Origin of the sequence: Streptomyces torulosus (assembly GCF_001419765.1) — a bacterium.
Classification (GTDB): Bacteria; Actinomycetota; Actinomycetes; order Streptomycetales; family Streptomycetaceae; genus Streptomyces; species Streptomyces torulosus.
Genome location: NZ_LIRK01000141.1, coordinates 1 through 26,586, shown reverse-complemented (window position 1 = coordinate 26,586; position 26,586 = coordinate 1). Strand labels below are relative to the sequence as shown.

General features: G+C 69.5%; 23 protein-coding genes. 13 read left to right on the top strand and 10 right to left on the bottom strand.

Going from position 1 to position 26,586, the window contains the following annotated elements; all coding sequences use genetic code 11:
* Positions 1-180 precede the first annotated feature (180 nt).
* The gene (locus tag AOK23_RS10915) at positions 181-723 is read left to right on the top strand and encodes a bacterial proteasome activator family protein (protein WP_055511741.1); all 543 of its coding nucleotides are present in this window, start codon (positions 181-183) and stop codon (positions 721-723) included.
* Positions 724-828: 105 nt separating this feature from the next.
* On the opposite strand, the gene AOK23_RS10910 is transcribed toward AOK23_RS10915, so the two are convergent.
* The gene (locus AOK23_RS10910) at positions 829-2,475 is read right to left on the bottom strand and encodes a protein kinase domain-containing protein (protein WP_055712547.1); all 1,647 of its coding nucleotides are present in this window, start codon (positions 2,473-2,475) and stop codon (positions 829-831) included.
* 392 nt (positions 2,476-2,867) lie between these two features.
* Between AOK23_RS10910 and AOK23_RS10905 the strand changes: the two genes are divergently transcribed.
* From AOK23_RS10905 to AOK23_RS10890, 4 genes are all read left to right on the top strand, one after another.
* Positions 2,868-4,436, top strand: a complete 1,569-nt coding sequence (locus AOK23_RS10905) for a protein kinase domain-containing protein (protein ID WP_055712546.1) — start codon at positions 2,868-2,870, stop codon at positions 4,434-4,436.
* Between the two features lie 441 nt (positions 4,437-4,877).
* Positions 4,878-6,101, top strand: coding sequence for a pyruvate dehydrogenase (acetyl-transferring) E1 component subunit alpha (gene pdhA, locus AOK23_RS10900; RefSeq protein ID WP_055712545.1), 1,224 nt, complete (start codon positions 4,878-4,880; stop codon positions 6,099-6,101).
* A 2-nt stretch (positions 6,102-6,103) separates the two neighbouring features.
* Positions 6,104-7,117, top strand: a complete 1,014-nt coding sequence (locus tag AOK23_RS10895; protein WP_055712544.1) for an alpha-ketoacid dehydrogenase subunit beta — start codon at positions 6,104-6,106, stop codon at positions 7,115-7,117.
* Positions 7,118-7,128: 11 nt separating this feature from the next.
* The gene (locus AOK23_RS10890; RefSeq protein ID WP_055712543.1) at positions 7,129-8,574 is read left to right on the top strand and encodes a dihydrolipoamide acetyltransferase family protein; all 1,446 of its coding nucleotides are present in this window, start codon (positions 7,129-7,131) and stop codon (positions 8,572-8,574) included.
* Between the two features lie 119 nt (positions 8,575-8,693).
* Here the strand turns inward: AOK23_RS10890 and AOK23_RS10885 are convergent, their stop codons facing one another.
* Together AOK23_RS10885 and AOK23_RS10880 are read right to left on the bottom strand one after the other, a co-directional pair.
* Positions 8,694-9,740 carry a BRO-N domain-containing protein gene (locus AOK23_RS10885; RefSeq protein ID WP_055712542.1) on the bottom strand — a complete coding sequence of 349 codons (1,047 nt, stop codon included), beginning with the start codon at positions 9,738-9,740 and terminating at the stop codon, positions 8,694-8,696.
* Between the two features lie 188 nt (positions 9,741-9,928).
* A complete protein-coding gene (locus tag AOK23_RS10880; RefSeq protein ID WP_055712541.1) occupies positions 9,929-10,780 on the bottom strand; it encodes a D-alanyl-D-alanine carboxypeptidase family protein in 852 nt (283 codons plus the stop codon).
* Between the two features lie 299 nt (positions 10,781-11,079).
* Here AOK23_RS10880 and AOK23_RS10875 point away from each other — a divergent pair, with 299 nt between their 5' ends.
* Positions 11,080-11,766, top strand: a complete 687-nt coding sequence (locus AOK23_RS10875) for a GntR family transcriptional regulator (RefSeq protein WP_055712549.1) — start codon at positions 11,080-11,082, stop codon at positions 11,764-11,766.
* Positions 11,763-13,076 carry an MFS transporter gene (locus tag AOK23_RS10870; protein WP_079049406.1) on the top strand — a complete coding sequence of 438 codons (1,314 nt, stop codon included), beginning with the start codon at positions 11,763-11,765 and terminating at the stop codon, positions 13,074-13,076. Before AOK23_RS10875 ends, AOK23_RS10870 begins: the two co-directional genes overlap by 4 nt.
* A gap of 73 nt (positions 13,077-13,149) precedes the next feature.
* On the opposite strand, the gene AOK23_RS10865 is transcribed toward AOK23_RS10870, so the two are convergent.
* A complete protein-coding gene (locus AOK23_RS10865) occupies positions 13,150-13,974 on the bottom strand; it encodes a maleylpyruvate isomerase family mycothiol-dependent enzyme (protein WP_055712540.1) in 825 nt (274 codons plus the stop codon).
* Between the two features lie 233 nt (positions 13,975-14,207).
* Between AOK23_RS10865 and AOK23_RS10860 the strand changes: the two genes are divergently transcribed.
* Positions 14,208-15,026 carry a carbon-nitrogen family hydrolase gene (locus tag AOK23_RS10860; protein WP_055712539.1) on the top strand — a complete coding sequence of 273 codons (819 nt, stop codon included), beginning with the start codon at positions 14,208-14,210 and terminating at the stop codon, positions 15,024-15,026.
* Positions 15,027-15,099: 73 nt separating this feature from the next.
* On the opposite strand, the gene AOK23_RS10855 is transcribed toward AOK23_RS10860, so the two are convergent.
* A complete protein-coding gene (locus AOK23_RS10855; RefSeq protein WP_055712538.1) occupies positions 15,100-15,594 on the bottom strand; it encodes an LURP-one-related/scramblase family protein in 495 nt (164 codons plus the stop codon).
* A 175-nt stretch (positions 15,595-15,769) separates the two neighbouring features.
* Here AOK23_RS10855 and AOK23_RS10850 point away from each other — a divergent pair, with 175 nt between their 5' ends.
* Positions 15,770-17,620 (top strand): thioredoxin-like domain-containing protein, encoded by a 1,851-nt coding sequence (locus tag AOK23_RS10850; protein WP_055712537.1) that lies wholly within the window; start codon positions 15,770-15,772, stop codon positions 17,618-17,620.
* Between the two features lie 40 nt (positions 17,621-17,660).
* On the opposite strand, the gene AOK23_RS10845 is transcribed toward AOK23_RS10850, so the two are convergent.
* The 3 genes from AOK23_RS10845 to AOK23_RS10835 all read right to left on the bottom strand — a co-directional run bounded on the left by AOK23_RS10845 (position 17,661) and on the right by AOK23_RS10835 (position 21,331).
* Entirely contained in the window at positions 17,661-17,900 is a 240-nt protein-coding gene (locus tag AOK23_RS10845) for a DUF6458 family protein (RefSeq protein ID WP_055511719.1), read from the bottom strand.
* 131 nt (positions 17,901-18,031) lie between these two features.
* The gene (locus AOK23_RS10840) at positions 18,032-19,330 is read right to left on the bottom strand and encodes a M18 family aminopeptidase (RefSeq protein ID WP_055712536.1); all 1,299 of its coding nucleotides are present in this window, start codon (positions 19,328-19,330) and stop codon (positions 18,032-18,034) included.
* 174 nt (positions 19,331-19,504) lie between these two features.
* Positions 19,505-21,331, bottom strand: a complete 1,827-nt coding sequence (locus tag AOK23_RS10835) for an acyl-CoA dehydrogenase (protein ID WP_055712535.1) — start codon at positions 21,329-21,331, stop codon at positions 19,505-19,507.
* Between the two features lie 150 nt (positions 21,332-21,481).
* On the opposite strand from AOK23_RS10835, the gene AOK23_RS10830 reads away from it, so the two are divergent.
* From AOK23_RS10830 to AOK23_RS10820, 3 genes are all read left to right on the top strand, one after another.
* Positions 21,482-21,988, top strand: coding sequence for an SseB family protein (locus AOK23_RS10830; RefSeq protein ID WP_055712534.1), 507 nt, complete (start codon positions 21,482-21,484; stop codon positions 21,986-21,988).
* A gap of 191 nt (positions 21,989-22,179) precedes the next feature.
* Positions 22,180-23,151, top strand: a complete 972-nt coding sequence (locus tag AOK23_RS10825) for a pirin family protein (protein ID WP_055712533.1) — start codon at positions 22,180-22,182, stop codon at positions 23,149-23,151.
* A gap of 166 nt (positions 23,152-23,317) precedes the next feature.
* Positions 23,318-24,004 carry a hypothetical protein gene (locus tag AOK23_RS10820; protein WP_157877995.1) on the top strand — a complete coding sequence of 229 codons (687 nt, stop codon included), beginning with the start codon at positions 23,318-23,320 and terminating at the stop codon, positions 24,002-24,004.
* An 88-nt stretch (positions 24,005-24,092) separates the two neighbouring features.
* Here the strand turns inward: AOK23_RS10820 and AOK23_RS10815 are convergent, their stop codons facing one another.
* Together AOK23_RS10815 and AOK23_RS10810 are read right to left on the bottom strand one after the other, a co-directional pair.
* On the bottom strand, positions 24,093-25,004 hold the full coding sequence (locus tag AOK23_RS10815) for a BRO-N domain-containing protein (protein WP_240496344.1): 912 nt from the start codon (positions 25,002-25,004) through the stop codon (positions 24,093-24,095).
* 191 nt (positions 25,005-25,195) lie between these two features.
* On the bottom strand, positions 25,196-25,984 hold the full coding sequence (locus tag AOK23_RS10810; protein WP_055712530.1) for a right-handed parallel beta-helix repeat-containing protein: 789 nt from the start codon (positions 25,982-25,984) through the stop codon (positions 25,196-25,198).
* A gap of 241 nt (positions 25,985-26,225) precedes the next feature.
* Between AOK23_RS10810 and AOK23_RS10805 the strand changes: the two genes are divergently transcribed.
* A partial coding sequence (locus AOK23_RS10805) for a helix-turn-helix domain-containing protein (RefSeq protein ID WP_157877994.1) occupies positions 26,226-26,586 on the top strand: 361 nt, incomplete at its 3' end.

The window sequence follows — 26,586 nt, the reverse complement described above, 5'->3', positions numbered from 1 at the left end:
CCCCCAAGCCATCGACTCCCCAACACCCCCGAAGCCCCCACGTCCCCACCCGCCCTCAAGAGCCACCGAGAGCGCCGTCGCCCGGCCCCCGGAACGTCCGGACCTCCTACGTAAACGGTGGATCACCCTGCGTCGGGGGCACCACGGTAGTGAGGTGTAGGCGTGCGAGAGAATGGCGGCATGGAGATGCCGAGGAACGAACGGTCGCCCGAACAGCCCCAGATCCTGGTCGTGGGCCAGGACGGAATGGCGGTGGGCGGTGGCGGAGACGAGGACTCCCGCGAGGTTCCCGTGACGGAGATGGTGGAACAGCCCGCGAAGGTCATGCGCATCGGCAGCATGATCAAGCAGCTGCTGGAGGAGGTGCGGGTGGCACCCCTCGACGAGGCGAGCCGGGCCCGGCTGAAGGAGATCCACGCCAGCTCCGTCAAGGAACTGGAGGACGGGCTGGCACCCGAGCTGGTCGAGGAACTCGAACGGCTCTCCCTGCCCTTCACCGACGAGGCGATCCCCAGCGACGCGGAACTGCGGATCGCGCAGGCCCAGTTGGTCGGCTGGCTCGAGGGCCTCTTCCACGGGATCCAGACCACGCTGTTCGCCCAGCAGATGGCGGCCCGCGCCCAGTTGGAGCAGATGCGGCGCGCTCTGCCCCCCGGCGTCGGCGGCCACGAGGGGGACGACGACCCCCGCACACTCGGGCGCTCGGGCGGCCCGTACCTCTGAAGTCTCCACGGCCCACGCGGCCCCGCGACAACCCCCCACCGTAGGCACGAGAAGGGCCCGGCACACGGAGTGCCGGGCCCTTCCCCCGTCGGTGGGCGGCCGGTGTCAGGCCGGGTTGCCCGTGGAGACCTTGAGGACGATCGTCGGCATCTCCTTGGGGTCGACGTCCTCGTTCGCCGAGGGGTACTGCTCCATGACGGTGCCCTCGCCGTACGTGTTCTCGTCGACGTCCTTGGTGTCGTACTCCCAGCCCGCGGCCTGGAGGCACTTCTTCACCGAGTCGATGTTCTTGAAGGTGAAGTCCGGGAGTTCGACCTTCTCGGGGTCGTTGTAGGACTCGACCGGCTCCGTGCACTCGGTGGTCTCTACGACCTTCGACGTGTCGGGGCCCTTGTGTCCCTCCACCACGGTCGGCGAGGAGGACGCCTTCGCTCCGTTGTCCCCGCCCTCGTCATCCCTGCCGCTCAGCGAGAGGGCCGTGATCAGACCGCCGATCGCGACGAGCGAGACCACGATCGCGCCGATGACGACACCCTTGTTGCTCTTGCCGCCCCCGGAGTGCCCGGCCGACAGGGAGGACTGCTGCGGCGTGACGTTGTACGGCGGAGGGGTGGCCGCGCCCTGCTGCGGCGCGTACGCGGAGGTCTGCGGCGGCGTCTGGTACCCGCCCTGCTGCGGGTAGCCGTACGACGGGGCGGGGGTCGGCGCGGGCGTCGGGTGGCCGTAGCCGCCCGTCGACGGCGGCTGGTACGGCGTCTGGACACTGCCCGACTGCGGCGCACCCGTCTGGTCGATGGGCGGGAAGACCGCCGACGACACCCCGGCGCCGTTCGACGTCTGGGCGCCCGGCACGATGCTCGGCGCGACGGGCTGGAGGGAGGCGGCGACCCGCAGGCACTCGTCCCGCATGGCCTCGGCGCTGGGGAACCGCTCGTTCGGGTTCTTCTTCAGCGCGCGGGCGACGAGGGCGTCCACGGCCGGCGGCAGCGAACGGTTGATCGAGGAGGGGGCGACCGGCTCCTCCTGGACGTGGGCGTACGCGATGGCCAGCGGCGAGTCCGCCTCGAACGGCAGCCGCCCGGTGGTCAGCTGGAACAGCATGATGCCGACCGAGTACAGGTCGGAGCGGGCGTCGACACCGCGACCGAGGGCCTGCTCGGGGGAGAGGTACTGCGGGGTGCCGACGACCATGCCGGTCTGCGTCATCGACGTGACACCGGACTGCATGGCGCGGGCGATGCCGAAGTCCATGACCTTGACGACACCGCGCTTGGTCATCATCACGTTGCCCGGCTTGATGTCCCGGTGGACCAGGCCCATCTCGTGGCTGATCTCCAGGGCCGCCAGCACATCCGCGGTGATCTTCAGCGCCTTGTCGGCGGGCATCGCGCCCTGCTGCTGGATGTCCGCGTCGAGGACCGAGCCCAGGGGCCTGCCCTCGATGTACTCCATGACGATGTACGGCGTCGTCAAGCCGTCGAGATCGTCCTCGCCGGTGTCGAAGACCGAGACGATGTTCGTGTGGGTGAGCTTCGCCACGGCCTGCGCCTCGCGGCGGAAGCGCTCGCGGAAGGCCTGCTCACGGCCGAGCTCGGTGTGAAGTGTCTTGATAGCGACCTGTCGGTCGAGCACAGAGTCGTACGCGAGGTGGACGGATGCCATACCGCCCTCGCCGAGCAGGTCACGCAGCTGATAGCGGCCGCCGGCGAGCGAACGCCCCGCGTACCGGCCTTGTGCGGCGTCCTGGCTCATCTTCCTGCGTCCCCCATCGGCGCGCGCGGGGCCCTTCGGCGGGGCGTCCGCGATCGGTGATCCTGGTGATCCTTTGTGCTATTCCCGGCCAAGTCTGCCCCAGGGCACTGACACGTCAAGCGCGGTGCCCGTTCCGTGACCGTACGCGAAAGAAGCGTCGCGGAAGCGTTACAGGGGGCGTACGCCCGGTACACAGAACTTGCACGAGTGCGCGCGGGGCGGGTTTCATGGCCGGTCAATCCCTGAATCCACCTTGAATCCGTCGCGAGCCCCCTCGTTGCCCGGTCGCGTACCCAAGTCGGACCGGCCCCTTGCGGGAAGGCTGTAGCGTGGCCGACGGAGACCGTAACAAGAACCGCGCGGACCGCGGGCAGAAACGACGGCGAGGACTGATGGCACAGCAGCAGCGCTCTCAGGGCCCGTCCGACCCCGAGGCGACTGGCGGCGGAATGTCAGATGCGCCGGAGCAGTGGGGCAACGGCGGGCTTGTCGGCGACGGTCGTTACCGGCTGACGCACAGACTCGGCCGGGGCGGCATGGCCGAGGTGTTCGCGGCCGAGGACGTGCGCCTCGGTCGTACGGTCGCGGTCAAACTGCTGCGCTCGGACCTCGCCGAGGACCCCGTCTCCAAGGCCCGCTTCACGCGCGAGGCGCAGTCCGTGGCGGGCCTCAACCACCACTCCATCGTGGCGGTCTACGACTCCGGCGAGGACGTCGTGAACGGCACCCCCGTGCCGTACATCGTCATGGAGCTGGTCGAGGGTCGCACCATCCGTGACCTGCTGCTCAACGCCGAGGCACCTGGCCCCGAGCAGGCGCTGATCATCGTCTCGGGTGTCCTCGAGGCGCTCGCCTACTCCCACCAGCACGGCATCGTGCACCGTGACATCAAGCCGGCCAACGTCATCATCACCACCAACGGCGCGGTGAAGGTGATGGACTTCGGCATCGCGCGCGCCCTGCACGGCGCGTCCACCACGATGACGCAGACCGGCATGGTCATGGGCACGCCCCAGTACCTGTCGCCGGAGCAGGCGCTCGGCAAGGCCGTCGACCACCGCTCCGACCTGTACGCCACGGGCTGCCTGCTCTACGAACTGCTGGCGCTGCGCCCGCCCTTCGTCGGGGAGACCCCGCTGTCGGTGGTCTACCAGCACGTGCAGGACATCCCGGTCCCGCCCTCCGAGGTCGCCCCAGCGGCACCGCCGGAGCTCGACGGCCTCGTCATGCGCTCCCTCGCCAAGGAGCCCGACGACCGCTTCCAGACGGCCGAGGAGATGCGCGGCCTCGTCCAGTACGGCCTGGAGATGCTGTACGACCAGGGCAGCCACACCGGCACCTGGAACACCGGGCCCGTCACCATGCACGAGGGCCGGCACACCCCGCCGGGCGGTATGGCCGGGACGACCGTCATGCCCCACCCCGGCGAGGGCACCTCGCAGATCCCGCAGCCGATCCTGCCCGGCTACGGCGGCGGCCGCGACGACGGCGGCTTCGAGGGCAGCGGCAACCGGGGCAGCGGCCGCGGCAAGCTGTGGATCCTCGCGGTCCTCGCGGTGATCGCCATCGCGGCGGGCGTCGCCCTGGCGCTGAACGGCAACGGCGAGAAGACCGGCAACGGCAACGAGGTCACCAAGTCTCCGTCGGCCTCCTCGTCCAGCAAGGACAAGAAGGACGACGAGACGCCGAGCGCCGAGGAGAGCCAGGACGACTCGGGCGGCAGCACCGACTCGGGGAACAACCAGAACTACCCGTCCTCGGTCCCGCAGACGCCGAGCTTCAGTGAGAAGCCCACGCAGAGCGAGCCGGCCGAGGAGCCGACGAGCGAGGAGCCCTCGGAGGAGGAGCCGACGACTTCGGAGGAACCGGAGCCCTCGGACAGCCCGCCGCCGGACGAGGAGAGCGGCGGCGCCGACGCCGGCGGTCTGACGAGCGGTGTCACCGGCGGTGACGAGGAGTGACGGATCGAGGCCCCCTTTCACGGGGGCCTCTTCCGTTTGGGGGTTTCGTACGGGGTTCGTACGGGGACGGGCGACCCACCCCTAACGGCCCTCGAAAGTGAAGTCTTCCCGTGGCCGGGGTGGCCGGGATAACGTGCCGGTGTTCCGGCCCCCTGCCAGGCTGTAACCAGTGCTGTGACCAGCAGGTGTTTCCCCACGGACGCGACTTACTTGGATCTCCTAGTACCGGAATACTTGGAAATCCAAGGAAAAACGCAGGTCAATAGGGGTTTCACAGGAATGTGGAGCACTGGGTAACGTGCCTCGTGCAGGGCGCTCGCCGGGGCACCTGTCACGTCTGTTCCCGGCCAAGGGCACCCACCCCGTGCACGGGTTCCGGGATCAGGCGAGCCGCACTGGTCTACCGGCAATCCCGGGGGCCGGACCGACGGAGGAGCACACGTGACCGTGGAGAGCACTGCCGCGCGCAAGACGACGCGACGCAGCGCCGCAGGCAAGACCGGCAGCACCGGCAGCAAGGCGGCCGGCACCACCGGCACCAGGCGCGCCACTGCGAAGAAGACGACCGGCGGGGCCGAGCCCGAGCTCGTCCAGCTGCTGACGCCCGAGGGCAAGCGCGTCAAGAACGCGGAGTACGACCCGTTCGTCGCCGACATCACCGACGACGAGCTGCGCGGCCTGTACCGCGACATGGTGCTGACCCGTCGATTCGACGCCGAGGCCACCTCCCTGCAGCGCCAGGGCGAGCTGGGCCTGTGGGCGTCGCTGCTCGGCCAGGAGGCCGCCCAGATCGGCTCCGGCCGCGCCACCCGCGAGGACGACTACGTCTTCCCGACCTACCGCGAGCACGGCGTCGCCTGGTGCCGCGGCGTCGACCCGACCAATCTGCTCGGCATGTTCCGCGGCGTGAACAACGGCGGCTGGGACCCCAACGGCAACAACTTCCACCTCTACACGATCGTCATCGGCTCCCAGACGCTGCACGCCACGGGCTACGCGATGGGCATCGCCAAGGACGGCGCCGACTCGGCGGTCATCGCCTACTTCGGTGACGGCGCCTCCAGCCAGGGCGACGTCGCCGAGGCGTTCACCTTCTCCGCGGTCTACAACGCCCCCGTCGTGTTCTTCTGCCAGAACAACCAGTGGGCGATCTCCGAGCCCACCGAGAAGCAGACCCGCGTCCCGCTGTACCAGCGCGCCCAGGGCTTCGGCTTCCCGGGCGTCCGCGTCGACGGCAACGACGTCCTGGGCTGCCTCGCGGTCACCAAGTGGGCGCTGGAGCGAGCCCGCCGGGGCGAGGGCCCCACTCTGGTCGAGGCGTACACGTACCGCATGGGCGCCCACACCACCTCCGACGACCCGACCCGCTACCGCCACGACGACGAGCGGGTGGCCTGGGAGGCGAAGGACCCGATCGCGCGCCTGCGCAGCTACCTCGAGTCCGAAACCGACACGAACGAGGGATTCTTCGCGGAACTCGAAGCGGAGAGCGAGGCGTTGGGAAGGCGAGTGCGCGAAGTGGTCCGTGCCATGCCGGACCCCGACCACTTCGCCATCTTCGAGAACGTGTACGCGGACGGGCACGCGCTGGTGGACGAGGAGCGCGCGCAGTTCGCCGCGTACCAGGCGTCGTTCGCCGACGTGGACGTAGAGGAGGGCAAGTAGCGATGACCACGCAGACCGCGACATCGGCGTCGATCTCGGCGCCGAAGAACATGGCGCTGGCCAAGGCGATCAACGAATCGCTGCGCAAGGCCCTCGAAGCCGACCCGAAGGTCCTCGTCATGGGCGAGGACGTCGGCAAGCTCGGCGGCGTGTTCCGGGTGACGGACGGCCTCCAGAAGGACTTCGGCGAGGACCGGGTCATCGACACCCCGCTCGCCGAGTCGGGCATCGTCGGCACGGCCATCGGCCTCGCCCTGCGGGGCTACCGCCCGGTGGTCGAGATCCAGTTCGACGGCTTCGTCTTCCCCGCGTACGACCAGATCGTCACCCAGCTCGCCAAGATGCACGCCCGCTCGCTGGGCAAGGTCAAGCTGCCGGTCGTCGTCCGCATCCCCTACGGCGGCGGCATCGGCGCCGTCGAGCACCACTCGGAGTCACCGGAGTCGCTGTTCGCGCACGTGGCGGGCCTGAAGGTGGTCTCGCCGTCGAACGCGTCGGACGCCTACTGGATGATGCAGCAGGCCATCCAGAGCGACGACCCGGTGATCTTCTTCGAGCCGAAGCGCCGCTACTGGGACAAGGCCGAGGTCAACCCGGACGCGATCCCCGGCCCCCTGCACAAGGCCCGCGTGGTCCGTGAGGGCACGGACCTCACCCTCGCCGCCTACGGCCCCATGGTGAAGCTCTGCCAGGAGGCCGCCGACGCGGCCGCCGAGGAGGGCAAGTCCCTGGAGGTCCTGGACCTGCGGTCGGTGTCACCCCTGGACTTCGACACGATCCAGGCGTCCGTGGAGCGGAACCGCCGGCTGATCGTGGTCCATGAGGCCCCGGTCTTCTTCGGCTCGGGCGCCGAGATCGCCGCCCGCATCACCGAGCGCTGCTTCTACCACCTGGAGGCCCCCGTCCTCCGGGTCGGTGGCTACCACGCCCCGTATCCGCCGGCGCGTCTCGAGGAGGAGTACCTGCCGGGTCTGGACCGGGTGCTCGACGCCGTCGACCGCTCGCTGGCGTACTGAGGGAGAGGTCCGTGACGACGATGACAGACACGTCTCTGCGCGAGTTCAAGATGCCCGACGTGGGCGAGGGACTCACCGAGGCCGAGATCCTCAAGTGGTACGTCCAGCCCGGTGACACCGTCACCGACGGCCAGATCGTCTGCGAGGTCGAGACGGCCAAGGCCGCCGTCGAACTGCCCATTCCGTACGACGGCGTCGTACGCGCCCTGCACTTCCCCGAGGGCACCACCGTCGACGTCGGCACGTCCATCATCGCGGTGGACGTGTCGGGCGGCGCCGCCCCCGCACCGGCCGAGGAGGCGGCGCCCGCGAAGCCCGCCGCCGAGCCGCGGCCGGCGGAGCCCGCCCCGGCCAAGGCCAAGCCGGAGGGCCGCAAGCCGGTCCTCGTCGGCTACGGCGTCGCCGAGTCGTCCACGAAGCGGCGCCCCCGAAAGGGCGTCCCGCCCGTCGCGGCACCCGTCGAGGACAGCCTGTACGGCGCCACCGCCCTCCAGTCCGTCCAGGGCGAGCTGAACGGCCACGGCCCGCACGGCGCCACCGCGCCGCGCCCGCTGGCGAAGCCGCCGGTGCGCAAGCTGGCCAAGGACCTCGGCGTCGACCTGACGACGGTCACCCCGTCCGGCCCGGACGGCATCATCACCCGCGAGGACGTCCACGCGGCGGTGACCCCGCCGAAGACGCCCGAGCCCGCCACGGCGGCGCCCGCCGCGGTCGCGGCCCCCGCCGCTCCGGCGCCGGTGGTGTCGTACGACGGCGCCCGCGAGACCCGTGTCCCCGTCAAGGGCGTCCGCAAGGCGACGGCCGCGGCGATGGTCGGCTCGGCGTTCACCGCCCCGCACGTCACGGAGTTCGTCACTGTCGATGTGACGCGCACGGTGAAGCTGGTCGAGGAGCTCAAGCAGGACAAGGACATGCAGGGCCTGCGGGTGAACCCGCTCCTGCTGATCGCCAAGGCCCTGCTGGTCGCGATCAAGCGCAACCCGGACATCAACGCCTCCTGGGACGAGGCGGCCCAGGAGATCGTCGTCAAGCACTACGTGAACCTGGGTATCGCGGCTGCCACGCCGCGCGGTCTGATCGTGCCGAACATCAAGGACGCGCACGCGAAGACGCTGCCGCAGCTCGCCGAGTCCCTGGGCGAGCTGGTGTCCACGGCGAAGGAGGGCCGCACCTCCCCGGCCGCCATGCAGGGCGGCACGGTCACCATCACCAACGTCGGTGTCTTCGGCATCGACACCGGCACGCCCATCCTGAACCCCGGTGAGTCGGCGATCCTCGCCGTCGGCGCGATCAAGCCGCAGCCGTGGGTCCACAAGGGCAAGGTCAAGCCGCGTCAGGTGACGACCCTGGCGCTCAGCTTCGACCACCGGCTGGTGGACGGGGAGCTGGGGTCCAAGGTCCTCGCGGACGTCGCCGCGATCCTGGAACAGCCGAAGAGGCTGATCACCTGGGCGTGACACCGCCTTCCGCCGGATAGGGTCACGGTGAAGGGGCCGGTCGCAAATTCGTCTTGCGACCGGCCCCTTCGTCCTTGGTCCCGCTCGGGCCCCTCAGCGCTGTCGCTCAGCGCTGACGGTCAGCGCTGGTTGAGCACGTACACCGGGGCGCCGTCCTCCGTCGCGCCCATGGGGCGGATGCAGGCGTGCTTGCGCAGCAGCCGCAGGCAGTCGTTGACGCGCTGCACGGACAGCCCCGTACGGGCGGCGATCGCCTCCAGCGGTTGACGCAGTTCACCCTCCTCGACGAGCACGGGGGCAATCACGACGGCCACGGTCCAGACGTCCGCCGTCACCGACAGCCGCTCCCGCCAGTCGGCCAGCACGGACTCGGTGGTGGGGTGCGTCTCGAAGGCGGTGGCGGAGGGTGCCGGGTGTTCGACGGAGAGGGCGTCGAGCCGGTTGGCGATGCGCTCCATGGCCTGGGCCATGGCTTGCTGGGAGGCGAGGCCGAGACGCTGCATCTCGACCATCTGCTGCTGTGCCGCCACCATTTGCTGCTGTGTCTCCAGCACCTGTTGCTGTATCTCCAGCATCGTCTGCTGTGTGTCGACCATTTGCTGTTGCAGCGCGAGTGACCTCTGCTGGGCGATGGCCAGTTGTTCGTCCGCCTGGAGGTTGCGTTCTTCGAGCCGGACGATGGCTTCGGCGATCTGCTCGGGCATGGCGTAGGCGATGGGGGCGCCGGGGCCGGCGGGTTGGACCTCGGCCTCCTCCAGGGTGTAGGAACCCTCGCGCTGAATGGTCTCGATCACTTCGGCGACCCACTGCTTGAAGGGGGCGCACTCCGGCTTGGTGCAGGCACCGACGAGCAGGATGAGGCCCTGGAGATCGATGAGATTCATGTCTCGGCGCCACTCTCTACCTGCGGGAACGCCGAGACCGTGACCTCCAGTCACTGTCTCGAGAATCTCTCGGTGCTCTTCCGGGACATGGTCGAGAAGAGCCTTTCGAGGCGTGGTGTAGCCGAGTTGCTTGCAGACATCCACCGCCGGAAACCAATGCGTCCCGTCCGGCATGGTCAGTCGGCGGACGCGGGCTCCCGTGGCCGCGTACACGAAGTCGCCGGCGTCGATGGCGTCGCGCTGCGTCCGGGGGTCGGGTTGGTGCTTGCTGGGTTCGATCACGTGAACCACCTCCGCTGCGGAACGTAGGGCGGAGGCAATCGAATATGCCATTTGAATGGGTGATGTTCGCTATCGCGAGCGAAGATCGCGGAATCGGCTTGCGGCGGGAACGGCGAAGGGGGCCACCGCAGTCGCGCGGTGGCCCCCTTCGTCTGTCCAAAGAGCGACCCGAAGGGCAGCCTTCAGGCTCAGACGGCGAAGCCGTAGTTCAGCAGCTTCTTGGCGTCCACCGCGCGGTTGTCGATCGTCGAGGACGCGAGAACCGTGCCGATGATCGTCTTGCCGTTGCGGGTGGCGGCGAAGACCAGGCAGTACTTGGACTCCGGACCGGAACCGGTCTTCACGCCGATCGTGCCGCTGTAGGTGCCCAGCAGCGGGTTGGTGTTGGTCCACGGCGCCATCGTGCGGGTCGCGCCGGACTTCGTGATCGTCTTGGCCGTGTACGACTTCGTCTTCACGACCGACTTGAACGTGGAGTTCTTCATCGCGGCCCGGGCGAGCTTCGTCAGGTCGCGCGGCGTCGAGTAGTTGGCGCCGTTGCCGATGCCGTCGAAGGAGTCGAAGTGTGTGTTCGTCAGGCCGAGGCTCTTGGCCTTGCTGTTCATCTTGGAGATGAACGACTTCACGCGGGCCGAACGGGTCGAGCCGGTGCCGTACTTGTCGGCGAGGGCGTAGGCGGCGTCGCAGCCGGACGGCAGCATCAGCCCGTAGAGCAGCTGGCGGACGCTGACCTTGTCGCCGACGATCAGCTTGGCGTTGGAGGCGTAGTTGTTGGCGACGATGTAGTCGCTGTACGCCTTCTGGACGGTCACCTTGCTGTCGAGGTTCAGGTTCGACTGGCTGAGCACGACCAGCGCGGTCATGATCTTCGTGGTGGAGCCGGTGGAACGCTTGGTGTCGGCGGCCTTGGTGTACAGGCTCTTGCCGGTACCGCTGTTCATCACGAACCCGCCCGCGGCGGTGATCGTCGGCTTCGCGGGAGCGGCCTGCGCCGGAGCGGAGCCGAGAACACCGGTGGCGACGAGCGCACCGGTGGTCATGACTACGGCAGCTGCTCTGCGGACACGTGCACCCTTTATGGCGGTAATCAAGTCAAGTACCCCGATTGTGTCAAATGTCTGAGGAGCGCGGCCGGTTGGGAGCCGGTTCGGCAGGCACAGAAGGGCCGCTTCTCGTGTGACAAGTGAGTAGCACAAAAGGTTGTGCTGCGGGTGGCGCGGGGGTCAATTCAGGTCCATCTCACAGCTCGCCGAGGGGCTGAGGGTGGGTTTCGGAGGGGGTTCATCCCGGATCGTGGACGAGGCGAGCGATGCGTACGCGTTGTATCTATGCTGTGGGCATGGCCTCCGCAGCACCCTCGAAGCCCCGTCCGCCCGCAGCCCCGGCCGTCAAGCGGCCCCCCGCCGCCGACCGTGTGTACGCGCATGTCAAACAGGGTGTGCTGGAGCGCCGTTACGAGGGCGGCACCCTGCTCACCGAGGGCGAGCTGGCCGAGGCGGTCGGGGTGTCCCGGACGCCGGTGCGGGAGGCGCTGCTGCGGCTGGAGGTCGAAGGCCTGATCAAGCTCTACCCGAAGAAGGGCGCGCTGGTCCTGCCGGTCTCCGCGCAGGAGATCGCGGACGTGGTCGAGACCCGGCAGCTCGTCGAGGAGCACGCGGTCCGCAAGACGGTCCCGGCCTCGCCGCGGCTCATCGCCCGCCTGGAGGAACTCCTCGAACAGCAGAAGGCGCAGGCCGCCGCCGGTGACCTGGCGGGTGCGGCGGTGACCGACCGCTGTTTCCACGCCGAGATCGTGCGCAGTGGCGGCAACGAGATCCTCTCCCGCCTCTACGACCAGCTCCGCGACCGGCAGTTGCGCATGGGTGTCGCCGTCATGCACGCCCACCCCGACCGCATCACCAAGACGCTCACCGAACACGAGGAGATCCTCCGGGCGCTGCGCGCGGGTGACGCGGAGGCGGCCGTGAGCCTCGTCCATCGCCATGTGAGCTGGTTCTCCAACCTGGCGCGGGGGGAGGTTCGTTGAGCCGCCCCTCCCTGTCCTCGTCCTCCGCGCTGCCCGGAGACCCACCCGGTGGTCGCCGTGCCCTCACCGTGTGGGGCATCGGCGTCTCGGTCTACTTCGTCGCCGTCATCTTCCGTACGTCGCTGGGGGTGGCCGGCCTCGACGCCGCCGACCGCTTCCATGTGAGCGCCTCCGCCCTGTCGACGTTCTCGATCCTGCAACTGCTCGTGTACGCGGGCATGCAGATACCGGTGGGTCTGCTGGTGGACCGGCTCGGCACCAAGAAGGTGCTGACCCTCGGGGTCGTGCTGTTCACGGCCGGTCAGATCGGCTTCGCGCTGGCACCGTCGTACGGCATGGCGCTGGCCTCTCGGGCACTGCTGGGCTGCGGCGACGCGATGACGTTCATCAGCGTGCTGCGGCTCGGCAGCCGTTGGTTCCCGGCCCGGCGCGGTCCGCTGATCGCGCAGTTCGCGGGGCTCGCCGGTATGGCGGGCAACCTGGTGTCGACGCTGGTGCTGGCCCGGCTGCTGCACGGGGTGGGCTGGACGGCGGCGTTCGCGGGCAGCTCCGTCGCCGGGCTCGTCGTCCTCGTCCTCACCCTGCTGTTCCTGAAGGACCACCCGGACGGGCACGAACCGGAGCCCTTCCCGCACCAGGGAGCGGCGTACGTGCGGCGGCAGATCGCGGCGTCCTGGCGGGAGCCGGGCACCCGGCTCGGGCTGTGGGTGCACTTCACCACGCAGTTCCCGGCGATGGTGTTCCTGCTGCTGTGGGGGCTGCCGTTCCTGGTGGAGGCGCAGGGGCTGAGCCGGGCCACCGCCGGTGACCTGCTCACCCTCGTCGTCCTGTCCAACATGGTGGTCGGACTGGTGTACGGCCAGATCGTGGCCCGGCACCACGCGGCGCGGCTGCCGCTGGCGCTCGGCACGGTGCTCGCGACGGCGGCGGTCTGGGCGACCACGCTGATCTACCCCGGTGAGCACGCGCCGATGTGGCTGCTGATCGTCCTGTGCGCGGTCCTCGGAGCCTGTGGGCCCGCCTCGATGCTCGGCTTCGACTTCGCCCGCCCCGCGAACCCGCCGGAACGTCAGGGCACGGCCTCCGGGATCACCAACATGGGCGGTTTCGTCGCCTCCATGACGACTCTGCTGGCCGTCGGCGTCCTCCTCGACCTCACGAACGACAACTACCGCGTCGCCTTCTCCGCCGTCTTCGTCCTCCAGGCCCTGGGCCTGACCCAGATTTTCCGCCTGCGCGCCCGAGCGGCCCGCCGGGAACGCGAACGCCTGGTCGCCAGCCGTGTGGAGACGGTGCACGTACCGGCGTGAGGGCACACTCAGGTCGCGTCCGAGCGATCGGGCCCGGCGGGGGGCGTAGCGGGCGCCGGCCCGCCGCCGTCTGCTACACCGTCACCGCGAAGGCGTGGAGGATGGCCGCGATGAGGTGGGGGTCGCCCTCCGCCTTGATCCGGTCGGCGACCGTGTCGGCGGTGACGCGGCCGCAGGCGAGGCGGACGTAGGTCTCCCAGTCCAGGGTGAGGGTGGCGGCGGGGCCGAGCGCGGGGGCGGTCTCCAGGGTGCCGCGGCCCTGGATGTCGACGCGGACCGTGCGGATGAACTCCACCGGGCCGTGCACGTCGAGGACGACGGCCGAACTGCGCGGGGCCTGCGCGTCCTCCGCGACGACCTTCGGCAGGACGGAGAGCAGCTCGTCCCGGACGATGTACGCGCCCGGCGAGTCCAGGTTCCCCGGCTGGCCGAGCGCCGCTCGCAGGTCCTGCTCGTGCACCCACACGTCGAAGGCGCGGTTGCGCATGGCCTGTTCGAGGGTCAGTTCCGTGCCGAGCGGGCCGCGCACCTTGTGGTCGGGCTGCCGGGACTCGTTCCGCAGCTGGCGGTTGCGGCGGATGATCGTGTACTCCAGCTCGGACGTCATCTCCGGCGCCGTGTGGTGGCGGCGGGCGTCGACCTGCATCTCCATGTACCGCTGGTGCTCGGTGCGCACGTGGTACAGGTCGCGCGGCAGGGTGTGGATCGGCCGCGGGTCGCCGAGCATCTCGCAGTCCATGCCGATGACATGGGAGACCACATCGCGCACCGACCAGCCGGGGCACGGCGTCCGCCTGTTCCACTCGCCCTCCACGAGCGGTGCCACCAATTCGGCTATCGCATCCACTGCGTGGGTCCAGGCGTCGGCGTAGGGCTGAAGAGTGGGATGCAGACTCACGGAACGGGACCCCTCGGGCGGTCGGTACGTGTCAGTACGGTCGGTACGTGTCGGCTACGTGGCGGGTGGTCTTCAGTAGGGGCGTCGGCGTTGACGGCGGTGAGTGGGCGTCGGCGGCGGTCAGTGGGTGCTGTGGAACGTTAAGTTACGCTGCTGTGTGGCACCCCGGCAGTGCTTTCGTGTGACGATCGTAGGCCCGTGTTTGACGGCTCGAATGCCAGGACGGTGGTAGTGTGCGCGCCTCGCTCCTTCAGATCGGTGTGAACGAGGGCGAATCGGTCGATTCGCGCAGGCGTCGGGTGGCTTCGCTGGTCCGTGAGCAGGCCGGAGCCGATCTCGTCGTCCTTCCGGAGCTGTGGACCACCGGCGCATTCGCGTTCGAATCCTTCACCGCGGAGGCCGAGCCGCTCGACGGGCCGACCCATGAGGCGATGGCCAAGGCGGCGGCCGACGCGGGCGTCTGGCTGCACGCCGGTTCGATCCCCGAGCGCGCCGCATCCGACAGCGGCTCCGCCGCGGGCGAGGGCCCCCTCTACAACACGTCTCTCGTCTTCTCCCCCTCCGGTGAACTCGCCGCCGCCTATCGCAAGATCCACCGCTTCGGCTTCGACAAGGGCGAGGCCGTCCTGATGGGCGCGGGCGCGGAACTGGTGACGGTCCGCCTGCCGGACACCACCCTCGGCGTGGCCACCTGCTACGACCTGCGCTTCCCCGAACTCTTCCGCGGCCTCGTCGACGCGGGCGCCGAGACCTTCGTCGTCCCCGCCGGCTGGCCCGAACGCCGCCGCGCCCACTGGACCCTGCTCGCCCGGGCCAGGGCCGTCGAGAACCAGGCGTACGTCCTCGCCTGTGGAACGGCGGGCACGCACGCGGGAGTTCCGCAGGCCGGTCACTCGATCGTGGTCGACCCCTGGGGTGAGGTGCTGGCCGAGGCGGGCTCCGGGGAGGAGGTCCTCACCGTGGAGTTCGACCCGGCGAAGGTCGCGACGACCCGTGAGCAGTTCCCGGCCCTCAAGGACCGACTGCTGGGCCTGGAGACCCCGCGCCGCTGACTGCTGACCGCTGACGACCGGCCGCGGCCGGCGGCGGCCGGGTGAGCCGTGGCCCACCCCGTCTCCCGGCGCTCTAGTCGATGCCCCTCTCCCGTTCCGCCAGGTTGATCACGCATACCGTCACGGCGATCAGCAGCGACGGGTCCGCGTCGTCGCGGACGATGTCGAGGCCGTACGTCTCCCTGACGTGCAGCCATCTGCGGGAGACGACGGCGAGGGCCTCGCCCTGGTACTCGATGAGGAACTCGCGGTCGAGGATCTTGCCGCTGACGTCCAGTTCCGTGCCGTCCGTCAGCGACACCCGGTAGTGGTTGCGCAGCAGGGACAGGCGCTTGCGGCGGACCGTGGCCAGCGGTTCGCCCTCCCGTTCGATCGCCATGGTGTCGCGCAGCGCGAACCACTTCTTCCGGATGACGATCAGGACCCGCCCCGTCGGGTCCTTCAGCTCGAAGGTGTCCCGTAGCCGCAGGGCCTTGCCGTCGACGAGGAAGACCTTGCTGCCGTGCTCGTCCTCGATCCAGTAGTCGTCACCGATGCCGAGGATCCGGTCGCGTACGAGGAATCTCATGCCCTCAGGCGTTCCCCGGCGCCCGCCGCCCCACCTCGCCGATAGGCCGAAAGGACGCAGGTCCCGGCCTCGCACCCAGGTTGTCCACAGGCCTCTGGCGACGTTGTCCACAGGTGCGGCCGAGAGTTGTCCACAGGCTCAGCGGCGGGCCGCGGGCAAGTGGCACCCTTGATCCATGAGCGATTCCACGACCCAGCACCCCGCACCCCGCCGTGTCCGTGTCCGCGCCCCCGAGCTGACCGGCAGGGGCGGCTGGCTGAACACGGGCGGGACGCAGTACACCCTCGCTGACCTGCGGGGAAAGATAGTGCTGCTGGATTTTTGGACGTTCTGCTGCATCAACTGTCTGCATGTCCTGGACGAGCTGCGCGAGCTGGAGGAGAAGCATCGCGACACCGTCGTGGTCATCGGGGTGCACTCCCCGAAGTTCGCGCACGAGGCGGAGCACGCGGCGGTGGTCGACGCCGTCGAGAGATACGGGGTGGAGCACCCGGTCCTCGACGACCCGGAGCTCGCCACCTGGAAGCAGTACGCGGTACGGGCCTGGCCGACCCTCGTGGTGATCGACCCCGAGGGGTATGTGGTCGCCCAGCACGCGGGCGAGGGACATGCGCACGCCATCGAGCGGCTCGTCGCCGAGCTGGAGACCGAGCATGAGGCGAAGGGCACCCTGCGGCGCGGCGACGGACCGTATGTGGCGCCGGACCCCGAGCCGACGGTGCTGCGCTTCCCCGGAAAGGCGCTGCTCCTGCCCGGCGGGGACTTCCTCGTCAGCGACACCACCCGCCACCAGCTGGTGCGGCTCGCCCCCGACGGCGAGACGGTCGTCCGCCGGTACGGCGCCGGTGAGCGCGGATTCGTGGACGGCAGCGCCGAGCACGCCCGGTTCAACGAGCCGCAGGGCCTGGCGCTGCTGGACGGCGGGACGGTGGTCGTCGCCGACACCGTGAACCACGCGCTGCGCCGCCTCGACCCGGACACCGGCGAGGTTTCCACCCTCGCGGGCACGGGCCGCCAGTGGTGGCAGGGCTCGCCCACCTCCGGCCTGGCCTGGGAGGTCGACCTGTCCTCACCGTGGGACGTGGCCGTCTTCGGCGGCAAGGTGTGGATCGCGATGGCCGGCGTCCATCAGCTGTGGACGTACGACCCGGAGGACTGCACCGTCGCCGTGGCGGCGGGCACGACGAACGAGGGGCTGGTGGACGGCCCGGGTGCGGAGGCGTGGTTCGCGCAACCGTCGGGGCTCGCGGCGACCGCGGACCGGCTGTGGCTCGCCGACTCCGAGACGTCGGCGCTGCGCTGGGTCGACCTCGACGGGGCGGTGCACACGGCGGTCGGCACCGGCCTGTTCGACTTCGGGCACCGCGACGGCGCCGCCGACCAGGCGCTGCTCCAGCATCCGCTGGGGGTCACGGTCCTACCCGACGGCTCGGTCGCGGTCAGCGACACCTACAACCACGCGCTGCGCCGCTACGACCCGGCCACCGGCGAGGTGACGACCCTCGCGACGGACCTGCGGGAGCCGAGCGACGCGGTGCTCGTCGGGGACGACATCGTGGTCGTCGAGTCCGCCCGCCACCGGCTGACCCGGCTGCGGCTGCCGGAGGAGACGGTGAAGGTGGAGGCCATCGCCCACCGCACCCGGCGCGCACCCACCGAGGTCGCCCTCGGCAGCCTCCGGCTCGACATCGTCTTCCAGGCGCCCGCCGGGCAGAAGCTCGACGAACGGTACGGACCGTCGACCCGTCTGCTCGTCTCCTCCACCCCTCCCGAGCTGCTGCTCGGGGGCGAGGGCGCGGACACGGCCCTGTCCCGCACGCTGGAGCTGAACCCCTCCATATCCGAGGGCGTCCTGCACGTGTCGGCGATGGCGGCGTCCTGCGACGACGACCCGGCCAACGAGTACCCGGCCTGCCATGTGCACCAGCAGGACTGGGGTGTGCCGGTCCGGGTCTCGTCCGGTGGCGCGGACCGGCTGCCGCTGGTGCTCGCGGGAATGGACGAGGGCACGGCCGGCCTCGGCTGAAGCCGTTCGCCCGCGCCGCCCTCGTCGCCCACCGGTGCGGTCACACGCCGCCGTACCCGTCCCGGTGGTGGTGCCGCTCCTCGTCGATGACGGGCGTCGTGGACGGCACCACGACCCGCCTGCGCCTGGCGATGCTGCTGAACGTCGCGACGCCGATCAGTCCGACGATCATGAAGATGATGCCGACCAGGTCGAGGTTGACCCCTTGCATGTCCCAGTCGGTGGCGAACGTGAGGATGGCGCCCACGGCGATCAGAATGATGCACCCGCCCAAACCCATGAGTGTTCCCTCCCAGTCCGGTTGGGTCGGCCGGTCGTTCCGGTCGTTCGGTCCTACCGGTGGACTCCGGGTACCCGAACTGGCTTGCCAGTAACAGGGGGAGGCCGTTCGGGTGCCGGGCGGGGTGCCGGTCAGCCCTCCAGGAACGCGGCCAGGGCGTTCGCCAGGAGGTAGGGGTCCTTGGCGCCGCAGAGTTCACGGGCGCTGTGCATGGAGAGGATGGCGACGCCGATGTCGACGGTCTGGATACCGTGCCGGGCCGCGGTGATGGGCCCGATGGTCGTGCCGCACGGCATGGAGTTGTTGGAGACGAACGTCTGGAACGGCACGCCGGACTTCTCGCAGGCCGCGGCGAACACCGCGCGGCCCGAACCGTCCGTGGCGTAGCGGTTGTTGACGTTCACCTTCAGCAGCGGGCCGGCGTCCGCGCGCGGGTGGTGCGTGGGGTCGTGCCGCTCCGCGTAGTTGGGGTGGACGGCGTGACCGGTGTCCGAGGAGAGACAGATCGTGGCGGCGAAGGCGCGGGCCCGGTCCTCGTACGAGCCGCCGCGGGCGAACACCGAGCGCTCCAGCACCCCGCCGAGGAGCGGTCCGTCGGCGCCGGTGTCGCTCTGGGAGCCGTTCTCCTCGTGGTCGAAGGCGGCGAGGACGGGGATGTACGACGGACCGTCACCGGAGGTGGCGACCGCGGCGAGCGCCGCCGTGGCGGCGTGCACGGAGAGGAGGTTGTCCATGCGGGGCCCGGCCAGCAGGTCCTTGTCGCGGCCCAGATAGGCGGGCGGTTCGACGGAGTGGGTCATCAGGTCCCAGCCGGTGACCTCGCCCGAGGGCAGGCCCAGTTCCTGCTCCAGGAAGGCGATCAGGTCGCCGTCGCGGACGTCGTCGCCGAGGCCCCAGACGGGCTGGAGGTGGCGCTGCTTGTCGAGCTTCAGACCCTCGGAGGAGACGGAACGGTCGAGATGGATGGCGAGTTGGGGCACCCGCAGGAGGGGCCGGTCGATGTTCACGAGGCGGTTGGTGCCGTCGCGCAGCGAGAGCCGGCCGGCGAGGCCGAGGTCGCGGTCCAGCCAGGAGTTGAGCAGCGGACCGCCGTAGATCTCGACGGCGACCTGGCGCCAGCCGTGGGCGCCGCTGTCGGGGCGCGGCTTCACCCGCAGGTTGGGGGAGTCGGTGTGGGCGCCGACGATACGGAACGGCGTGTGGGGTTCGGCGCCCTCCGGCACGTACCAGGCGATGATCGCGCCGCCGCGCAGCACGTACTTGCCGCCCAGGGAGCCGTCCCACGCGTCCGTCTCGGACACCTGGCGGAAGCCGGCCTTCTCCAGCCGCTCCGCGGCGTTCGCCACCGCGTGGTACGGGGACGGGCTTGCCGCGAGGTAGGTCATCAGGTCGTCGGTGTGGCCGCGATCGAAGCGTGGGGGTGTGCGCATGGGGTTCACCTTAACGACGTACGAGGGCCCGCTCCCGGGGTTGGGAGCGGGCCCTGGTGTGAGGAACGGCGGACGGGGCGGTGGACGGACGGGCAGGGCCCGTCCACCACCCGACCGCGTCGGAATGGGGCTCCGGCCCCGGCGGCGGTGCCGTCCGGGGCCGGGGCCTGGAGGTCAGAACGCCTCTTCGTCCAGTTCCATCAGGTCGAGGTCGACGCCCTCGGAGATCTTGCGGGCCAGGGTGACGCCGGGCAGGACGTTGGCGGCGAAGAACTTGGCCGCGGCGATCTTGCCGGTGTAGAAGGCCTTGTCCTTGGCGGACGCGTTCGGCAGCTTCTCGGCGGCGACGGCGGCACCCTTGAGGAGCAGGTAGCCGACGACGACGTCACCGGAGGCGAGCAGCAGGCGGCTGGTGTTGAGGCCCACCTTGTAGATGTTCTTGACGTCCTGCTCGGTCGCGGCGAGGTCGGTGAGCATGAGGCCGACGATGGCCTCCAGCTCGACCGCGGCCTTGGCGAGGTGCTCACGGGCCCCGGCCAGCTCCTCGCCGCCCTCACCCAGCGCCAGGAACTTCTTGATCTCCTCGGCGAGGGAGTTCAGCGCGGCGCCCTGGTTGCGGACGATCTTCCGGAAGAAGAAGTCCTGGCCCTGGATCGCGGTGGTGCCCTCGTACAGGGTGTCGATCTTGGCGTCGCGGATGTACTGCTCGATCGGGTACTCCTGCAGGAAGCCGGAGCCGCCGAAGGTCTGCAGGGACTGGGCGAGCTGCTCGTAGCCCTTCTCGGAGCCGTAGCCCTTGACGATCGGGAGGAGCAGGTCGTTCAGGGCGTGCTCGGTGGAGGCGTCCTCGCCGGCCGCCTCCTTCACCGCGATCGAGTCCTGGACGGAGGCGGTGTAGAGGACGAGGGCGCGCATGCCCTCCGCGTACGCCTTCTGCGTCATCAGCGAGCGGCGGACGTCCGGGTGGTGCGTGATGGTGACCTTGGGCGCGGTCTTGTCCATGAAGTTCGCCAGGTCGGGGCCCTGGACGCGCTCCTTGGCGTACTCGAGGGCGTTGAGGTAGCCCGTGGAGAGGGTGGAGATCGCCTTCGTGCCGACCATCATGCGGGCGAACTCGATGATGCGGAACATCTGGCGGATGCCGTCGTGCTTGTCGCCGATCAGCCAGCCCTTGGCGGGGTGCCGGTCGCCGAAGGTCATCTCGCAGGTGTTGGAGGCCTTCAGGCCCATCTTGTGCTCGACGTTGGTGGCGTAGACGCCGTTGCGCTCGCCCAGCTCGCCGGTCTCGAAGTCGAACAGGTACTTCGGGACGAGGAAGAGGGACAGGCCCTTGGTGCCGGGGCCGTGGCCCTCGGGGCGGGCGAGGACGTAGTGGAGGATGTTCTCCTCCATGTCGTGCTCACCGGAGGTGATGAAGCGCTTCACGCCCTCGATGTGCCAGGAGCCGTCCTCCTGCTGGATCGCCTTGGTGCGGCCCGCGCCGACGTCCGAACCGGCGTCCGGCTCGGTGAGCACCATGGTGGAGCCCCAGGTCCGCTCGACCGCGATCTGGGCGATCTTCTTCTGTACGTCGTTGCCCTCGTCGTAGAGGATGCCGGCGAAGGCCGGGCCGGAGGAGTACATCCACACGGCCGGGTTCGCGCCGAGGATCAGCTCCGCGTAGGACCAGATCAGGGAGGCGGGGGCGGTCGTGCCGCCGATGCCCTCGGGCAGGCCGAGCCGCCAGTACTCCGACTCCATGAAGGCCTTGTAGCTCTTCTTGAAGGAGGCCGGGACCGGGGCGGTGTTCGTCTCCGGGTCGAAGACCGGCGGGTTGCGGTCGGCGTCCGTGAAGGACTCCGCCAGCTCGTTCTCGGCGAGGCGGGTCAGCTCCTCCAGGATGCTCTTGGCGGTGTCCGTGTCCATCTCCGCGAACGGGCCGGTGCCGTAAAGCTTGTCGCGGCCGAGCACCTCGAAGAGGTTGAACTCGATGTCGCGGAGATTCGACTTGTAGTGCCCCATGGCGACGGCTCCGTAAGAGAGGGATCGGCGAGGCACTGGATCCTCGCACTAGTTCACATACCAACAAGTAGCTTCTCTCCGATGATGCTACCCACCGGTAATAAGAAGCAACCCCGATTGGGTCATCTGTGACTCGTTACGCTTTGCCGCATGTACGGCTACGACCAGAGCGCTGGCACTCAGCAGCAGTACGCCCCGCCGCAGCAGCCCATGTCCGGGCAGCAGATGCCGGGGCAGATGCCCGGCGGCCCGATGGGCGGGGGCTACGGGCAGCAGCCTCCGCTGTACCCGGAGCCGTCCCCGCCGTCCCTCGCGGACGCGGTGCGTGCCTTCACCACGGGTCAGATGGCCGCCGAGGACTTCCAGCAGGTCTTCGCGACGTCCAAGGTCTACTGCCCGCGCGGTGACAACCCCGGGTTCCTGGCGCTGCACAACACGCAGCAGCCGGTGATCCCGATGTTCACCTCGCTCAAGGAGCTGCGCCGGTATGCCGGCAAGGAGTCCAAGTACTTCGTGATCACCGGCGCCGAGGTCATCGACCTGCTGCCGACCGGCTACGGCTTCGTCCTCGACATGGAGGGGGAGCACCGGATGGTCTTCGACGCGAAGGCGGTGGAGCAGATGGTGGAGTTCGCGATGCGGCGCATGTACGGATAGCTCCGCGCCACGCCCGACGGGTCGTGCGGCTCGGTGGGCGACGGCAGGCGGGGTGTCGGTCCCGGCTCGGTGTCCCGGGTCGATCGCGGGACGAGGTGAACGCCCGGAGGGAATGCCCTCCGGGCGTTCGTCGTTGGACCTGGCAGAAAGTTCAACAATCAACTAAAGTGAACGCACAAGGAGGTACCGACATGCCCGCAGTGACCGTCGAGAACCCGCTGACCCTGCCCCGTGTCGCCGCGTCGACCGACGCGGTGTCCCGTCCGGTGCTCGCCGTGACGACCGCGCCCAGCGGCTTCGAGGGCGAGGGCTTCCCGGTCCGCCGTGCGTTCGCCGGGATCAACTACCGTCACCTCGACCCGTTCATCATGATGGACCAGATGGGCGAGGTGGACTACGCGCCGGGAGAGCCGAAGGGCACGCCCTGGCACCCCCACCGTGGCTTCGAGACCGTCACCTACATCATCGACGGGATCTTCGACCACCAGGACAGCCACGGCGGTGGCGGCACCATCACCAACGGTGACACCCAGTGGATGACGGCCGGTTCCGGTCTCCTCCACATCGAGGCGCCGCCGGAGGCCCTCGTCATGTCCGGCGGACTCTTCCACGGCATCCAGCTGTGGGTGAACCTCCCGGCCAGGGACAAGATGATGGCGCCGAGATACCAGGACATCCGCGGCGGCCAGGTCCAGCTCCTCACCACCCCCGACGGCGGCGCGCTGCTCCGCGTCATCGCCGGTGAGCTGGACGGGCACCAGGGGCCCGGCATCACCCACACCCCGATCACCCTGCTCCACGCGACCGTGGCGCCGGGCGCGGAGATCACGCTTCCGTGGCGCGAGGACTTCAACGCGCTGGCGTACGTGCTCGCCGGGCGCGGCAGCGTCGGTGTGGACCGGCGCCCGATCCACCTCGGTCAGACGGCCGTCTTCGGTGCGGGCTCGTCCATCACGGTGCGGGCGGACGAGAAGCAGGACTCCAACGCGCCCGACCTGGAGATCGTGCTGCTCGGCGGACAGCCGATCCGTGAGCCCATGGCCCACTACGGCCCGTTCGTCATGAACACCCGCGAGGAGCTGCAGCAGGCGTTCGAGGACTTCCAGAAGGGCCGGCTGGGCACGATCCCGGCGGTCCACGGGATGACCGAGGGCGGTCTCTGACCGCCGGCTCGCCGGCTCTGCCTGCGAGTAGCTGCTGATGGCTGCTGATGAGGCCCCTGCCCGACCGGGCGGGGGCCTCAGGTGTGTGCGGGGACCGGCGACATAAAGAGACAAGAGATCCATACAGCTCATACTGGAGATAAGTCCTGTCGCGCGGGAGGTGGACATGGCTATCTCGACACCGAGAGCACAGATGCCGCCGAGGCTCACGGATCCACCGCCGCGAAGAGACCTCTGGCCCGGCATCGCCGGAATCGCGTCCGGCGTCCTGATGCTCGTCGGACTCCTCGTGAGCTACGCCAACAACCCGGACTACACCGACGAGGACGGACTGCGCGAGACGGTCGCCTTCTACCGCGACGACAGCAACCTCGACCTCACCGAGGCCATGACCCTCGTGATGCTGGCGGGGAGCCTGCTGTTCCTGTGGTTCCTGTCCGCGCTCGCCCGCCGCGTCGGCAGCCGCTCCCAGCTGGTGCTCTCCGGCGGGATCGTGTTCGCCGTGCTCACCATGGTCGCGACGATCACCAGTGGGATCTACGCCGTCTCCGCCCTCAACACGGACACGTTCGTGGTGGGGCCGGGAACGGCCATGGTGGCCATGCTCCTGATGGACGTCGCGTACGCCGGGTTCATCGCGGCGATGGCCGCGGCGGCCGTCCTGCTCTTCGCCGTCTGGCGCGCCGGCGTCACCACCCACGCCGTCCCGGCCTGGCTCGGCTGGTCCGGCTTCGTCATCGCCGTCCTCTGCTGCGCGGGCCCGTTCAGCGCCTGGCTGACGGTCCTCCTCATGGCCCTGTGGACGATCGCGGCCGGGGTGGTCCTGATGGTGCGTCCGCCGGTCGGGGAGTAGCGGGATTCGGTACGGTACGACAAGGCCCGAAGCCGCAACCTCGTATTGCGGCTTCGGGCCTGTGTCCTTCCGGCCGAGGGCTAGGGCGTCACGGCAGGACGTACACCGGAGCGCCGTCGGGGGTGCAGCCCCGCCGGCGTACGCATCCGCGCTTGAGCAGCATCCGCAGGCAGTCGTTGACGCGTTCCTGCGACAGCCCCGTTCGGGTGGCGATCTCCTCCAGGCGGTAACTGGCCTCGCCGCGCACCAGCGCGGGTGCCAGGCAGGCCGCGACGGAGTGGACGTCCTCGGTCACCACGAGGTTCTTGGCCTTCCAGGTGGCGAGGAGATCCCGAGCGGTCAGCTTCGGCTCGGGGGCGGCACCGGAACCGTCGGAGTGGACATCGGGACGCTTGAGTGACGCGGCGATGTCCTGGAGGGCGTCGGCCATGACGCTCTGGCTCCGGTTGATCTGGCGTAGCAGATCGTTCTGCTCCCGCTGGAACGCGGTGAACATCTCGTCCGTCCGGATGTTGCGCTCCTCGAGCCGGACGATGGCGTCGGCGACCTGCTGGGGCATGGCGTACGCCGTGCCGCCGGTCGGGGCGGGTTGGACGGGGGCGCGGTCGAGGGCGTAGGAGCCGTCGCGCTGGATGGTCGCGATGACATCGGACACCCAGGCCTTGAAGGGTTGGGACTCCGGCTTCATGCAGCCGTTGACAAGTTGGACGAGGCCTCGAAGATTCACGAGCTTCATGTGCTTCTTAAGGCCGTGAGCTGCGAACTTGCACGAACCGTCGATCTGGTCGACGGTTCGTGCAAGTTCACCGAGAGACGTTGTGTGCTGTTGCGCGACACCATGACGGAGCGCGTCTCGAGTGTTGGCGTACCCCAGATCAGTGGCGACATCCACAGCCGGGAACCAATGCGTTCCGTCCGCCAGCGTGAGGCGTCGTACCCGAGCGCCTGTCGCCGCGAAGACGAAGTCGTTGATGTCGATCGCGTCCTGCCGCGGTGCCATCGGTTCTTCCGGCGGCGTGTTGTTCTGCTCGTCCATCGAGCATCACCTCCGTCCCGGAAGCCAGGCACGCGCAGGGGCAACGTACGTCCACTGCAAGGATGTTCACCCGATAGGGGACGGACGTATCGATTCTTCCCAATTCGGCTGCTGTGCTGTCTCCCTGAAGCCCTGCCCCGGCTTCAGTGGCGTTCTCAGAGCCTGGTGTTGCCGCCCTTGTTGGTGATGGTGGGGGTCTTGCAGGTTTTCCAGGTCAGCTTGTTGGGGCCTGTTTTGCCGCTGCCCCTGCCGCCCCAGCGGATGAGGGGGAGGGGGGTGCCCCGGTAGCCGGGGCCGTACTTGTTGTTCTTGATGGTGTTGGCGGCGCCGCAGGTCTCGCCCTTCTTGTGGTCGCGCCACTCGCTGAAGATCGCGTAGGTGCCGGACCTGGTGAAGGTGTTGCCGGTGACGGAGTTGTTGCGGCTGCCGTCGCGGATGCGGACCGGGTCGCCGGTGATGGAGGAGAACGTGTTGCCGGCGATGGTGCTGCCGGTGGTGTTGACCAGGTACACGCCGTGCATGTGACCGGCGTTGCGGAGCTTGGTGAACTTGTTCTTCCTGATGACGATGCCGGACGAGTTCTTCACATGGACCCCGGCGTAACCGGTCCTGCCGCTGAGGTTCTTGAACGTGTTCCCGGTGATCGTGACGTCCGAGACGTTGCGGAGCAGGATCGCGTTGTCGTGTCCGGAGAAGGTGCGGCCCTTGATGGTGAAGCCGCCGGGACCTCCGTTGATGCAGAGCTGGTAGTCGCCCGGCGGGCACGGGCCCTGCCCCGGGTACGTGGCGGCGGCGCCGGCCGTCGCGGACCAGCTGGGTTCGGCGAGGCCGGTCAGGACCAGTGCGCCGCCCATCACCGTGGCCGCCAGGGTCCTCGGGAGAGGGAGGGGGCGATTGCGTGTGGTGCGTTCGGTGCGGGCGGTGCGTTCGGTGTGCTTGCGCATGAGGTTGTTGAGTCCCTTCGGTCGGTGGTGGGGCGCGCGGCCGGTCCACCCCCGTGGGTCCGGCCGTCGCGACAGCAACCGAGCCTGGGCCGTCTGATCCTGTCCGGCAACGCCTTGCCCTGTCCCGGACAGAGCGCGGCTGTCCGGGCTGGTCAGCGGCCTGTCCGGACCGTACGGCGGGGTGCTCGACATGGCTGGGACAGGGGTTGTCGGCGGTTTGCCCCCGGCCGACAATGACCGCATGGCGAGCACGGGGGACCGCGGGAGTGCAGGGAAGCCGGAGGACGGTGGGGAGTTAGCGCCGGAGACGGCGCGCACCTCCGCCGAGTACGTCGCCCTGCTGCGCCGGCTCAAGGAGCGCAGCGGGCTGACCTACCGGCAGTTGGAGCAGCGGGCCGCCGAGCGGGGCGAGGTCCTCGCCCGCAGCACCCTCGCCGATGTCCTGCGGCGGGACGCGCTCCCGCGTGCCGAGGTCGTCTCCGCGCTCGTCCGGGCCTGTGGGGTGGCAGATGCCGCCGTACCTACGTGGCTGGCCGTCAGGGAACGGCTCGTTGTCATGGGGGACGCCTCGCGGGAGGCGGGGCGAGAGGAACGAGCGGGGC